This is a genomic window from Saccharomonospora saliphila YIM 90502 (assembly GCF_000383795.1).
Taxonomy (GTDB): Bacteria; Actinomycetota; Actinomycetes; order Mycobacteriales; family Pseudonocardiaceae; genus Saccharomonospora; species Saccharomonospora saliphila.
This window is the reverse complement of the sequence record NZ_KB912724.1, coordinates 31,303-34,300: the sequence shown is the minus strand read 5'-3', so window position 1 is coordinate 34,300 and position 2,998 is coordinate 31,303. Positions and strand designations below refer to the sequence as shown.

At 70.8% G+C, this 2,998-nt stretch carries 4 protein-coding genes; 3 read left to right on the top strand and 1 reads right to left on the bottom strand.

Translation table 11 applies throughout. The features are described 5' to 3' along the window. The coding region (locus tag SACSA_RS0118715; protein ID WP_019819248.1) for an SMI1/KNR4 family protein at nt 1–504 on the top strand (504 nt) is incomplete at its 5' end. A 55-nt stretch (nt 505–559) separates the two neighbouring features. Here the strand turns inward: SACSA_RS0118715 and SACSA_RS0118710 are convergent. Further along, nucleotides 560–946 carry an oxidoreductase gene (locus tag SACSA_RS0118710; RefSeq protein WP_157597009.1) on the bottom strand — a complete coding sequence of 129 codons (387 nt, stop codon included), beginning with the start codon at nt 944–946 and terminating at the stop codon, nt 560–562. 238 nt (nt 947–1,184) lie between these two features. Here SACSA_RS0118710 and lpdA point away from each other — a divergent pair, with 238 nt between their 5' ends. Both lpdA and SACSA_RS23780 read left to right on the top strand, forming a co-directional pair. Continuing rightward, a complete protein-coding gene (gene lpdA / locus SACSA_RS0118705) occupies nt 1,185–2,558 on the top strand; it encodes a dihydrolipoyl dehydrogenase (RefSeq protein WP_028662034.1) in 1,374 nt (457 codons plus the stop codon). Between the two features lie 105 nt (nt 2,559–2,663). Then, nucleotides 2,664–2,998: biotin/lipoyl-containing protein (locus tag SACSA_RS23780; protein WP_048876992.1), on the top strand; the 335-nt coding region annotated here is incomplete at its 3' end.

Sequence of the window (2,998 nt, the reverse complement as noted above, 5' to 3'; positions counted from 1 at the left end):
TACGCGGGCGCGCTCGTCGCCGCGCTGCACGCCCGGTACGCGCCCGGTGCGCCGGAACTGACCTGGCCGGACCTGGTCAGCCGAGTCCTGGAGCTGCGTGGCACACCGGAGGCCGCGCCCCCGCCCGCGACGGCGGCGGCGCTGGCCGGTGTCCGGAAGCGACTGGGCGTGTGCCTACCGGACGGCTACCGTGACTTCCTCGCTACCTGCGACGGCCTGCCCGCCGACGTGGTGTTCCCCCGTCTGCTCGGCGCGGACGAGCTGTACCTCGCCGGGAAGGACAACGACTCCAACGCCGACAGCGCCGACGACTCCAACGGCGACCGGGCCGACGAGACCGACAGGGCCGACGAGGCCGAGGTCGTGATCGCCGATCCCCCGACGGTGCGCCTGCGTCCGGACGGCACGGTGGTCGAGGACGACCCGCTCTTCGGGCGCACGCACCACGCCGACGTCCGCGCGCTGCTCGAACGGCACCGCGAACTGCTGGAAGCGGCCCGGTAACGCCGTACCCGAGGTGGCGCGGCGGCCTCCGCTTTCGAACCCGCGCGGGAACGCGTCATCGATCCTCGGCGCGCCCCCGATCCTCGTCGAGTTGCTCCCTGCGCCGCAGAATGCGCTGCCGTTCGGTGTACTCGCGCATGCGCCGCGGATAGCCGGTCTTGGCCACCTCGTAGACCGGGATGGCGCGTTTCTTGCCGAAATCCTGCGCGGCGGCCAGGCTGCCGATCCGCCTGCGGGTCCACTCGCCGTCGTGTGCGACGAGCACCACTGTGGTCTCCGTTACGTTCGTGCGCGGTTCGACGAACGCCTCGACCCCGCGCCGCGCGGACGCCCACTGGTCGAGATGGGCGGTGTCGGCGGAGCTCGCGCCACGCAGGGCCCCCTGCCTGCGAGAACCGCCACCGCCCTTGCGGCGCCGGCGCAGCGAGTCGAATAGGCCCACCTCGATCACCTTCCTTCCTCGGCGTCGTCCGAGCATTATTCCGATCGCGCGACACGCTGTCTGCCCCACCTGGACGGCCGCCGCCGCGCCCCGCACACCCGGCCCGACGTGCTCGCCCGCGCGCGTCACATGCCCACTAGGTCGCACCCGTTTCGGGTGAGGTGACAAGATGAGGTGGCATGAGCGCCCAACCGCGCCCGTGGACACGATCAACACCTGCCTGCCGAGGAGTGTGCAAGTGACCGACGCTGAAGCCGACCTGGTGATCCTTGGTGGCGGATCGGGTGGTTACGCCGCGGCGTTCCGCGCCGCCGAGCTGGGCCTGTCCGTCACACTGATCGAGAAGGACAAGCTGGGCGGCACGTGCCTGCATCGAGGCTGCATCCCGACCAAGGCGCTGCTGCACGCCGCCGAGGTCGCCGACTCGGCGCGCGACGGCGACCAGTTCGGCGTCAAGACCGTGTTCGAGGGCGTCGACATCGGTGGGGTCCACAAGTACAAGGACACCGTCGTCACGCGCCTGTACAAGGGCCTGCAGGGCCTGGCGAAGGCGCACAAGATCAACTACGTCGAGGGCACCGGGACGTTCGTCGGCGGGACGACCGTCGAGGTCGACGGCACCCGTTACACCGGCAAGAACGTCCTGCTGGCCACCGGCTCCTACTCCAAGACGCTGCCCGGGCTCGACCTCGGCGGCCGTGTCATCGCCAGTGAGGACGCGCTGAACCTCGACTACGTGCCCGAGAAGGTCGTGGTGCTCGGTGGTGGCGTGATCGGCGTCGAGTTCGCCAGCGTGTGGGCCTCCTTCGGCGCCGAGGTCACCATCGTCGAGGCGCTGCCCCGGCTGGTGCCCGCCGAGGACGAGTTCGCCTCCAAGCAGCTCGAACGCGCCTTCCGCCGACGCAAGATCAACTACAAGACCGGCGTGAAGTTCACGGGCGCCAAGCAGGACGACAACGGCGTGAGCGTGACGCTGGAGTCCGGCGAGACGCTGGAGGCCGACCTGCTGCTGGTCGCCGTCGGCCGGGGACCGAACACCGCGGGGCACGGCTACGACGAGGCCGGAATCACGATGGAGCGCGGCTTCGTGCGTACCGACGAGCGGCTGCGTACGAGCCTGCCGAACGTCTACGCGGTCGGCGACATCGTGCCCGGGCTCCAGCTCGCCCACCGCGGGTTCCAGCAGGGCGTCTTCGTCGCCGAGGAGATCGCCGGGCTGAACCCGGCGCCGGTCGACGAGGACGGCATCCCCCGGGTCACCTACTCGCACCCGGAGGTCGCCTCGGTGGGCCTGACCGAGGCCCAGGCCAAGGAGCGCTACGGCGCCGAGGTCACCACGTTCACCTACGACCTCGCGGGCAACGGCAAGAGCCAGATCCTCAAGACCTCCGGTGCGGTGAAGCTGGTCAAGGCACCCGACGGCCCGGTCGTCGGACTGCACCTGGTGGGTGACCGGGTCGGCGAGCTGATCGGTGAGGCCCAGCTCATCTACAACTGGGAGGCCTTCCCGGAAGACGTCGCTCCGCTGATCCACGCCCACCCCACCCAGTCCGAGGCCCTCGGCGAGGCACACCTCGCGCTGGCCGGCAAGCCGCTGCACGTGCACGGCTGAGCGGCGGCGCCAGCACGGACAGCGCCGACTCCACGCCGACCCGCATCGCGGAAGTCGACGCACCAGACCGACACCAGCACACACGCACAAGGGAGTCAGCAGACGATGGCGTACTCCGTCACATTGCCGGAGCTCGGGGAGAGTGTCACGGAGGGCACGGTCACCCGGTGGCTCAAGCAGGAGGGGGACAGTGTCGAGGTCGACGAGCCGCTGCTCGAGATCTCCACCGACAAGGTCGACACCGAGGTCCCCTCCCCCGTCGCGGGCACGGTCCAGCGGATCGTGGCGCGTGAGGACGAGACCATCGAGGTCGGTGCCGAGCTCGCCGTGATCGACGACGGCTCCGGCGGTGGACAGGCCACGGCGGCCCAGGCCGCTCCCGAGCCGTCCGGGGAAGCGGAGCGGCAGGCACCGGCGCAGCCCGCACCGCAGGACGCGGC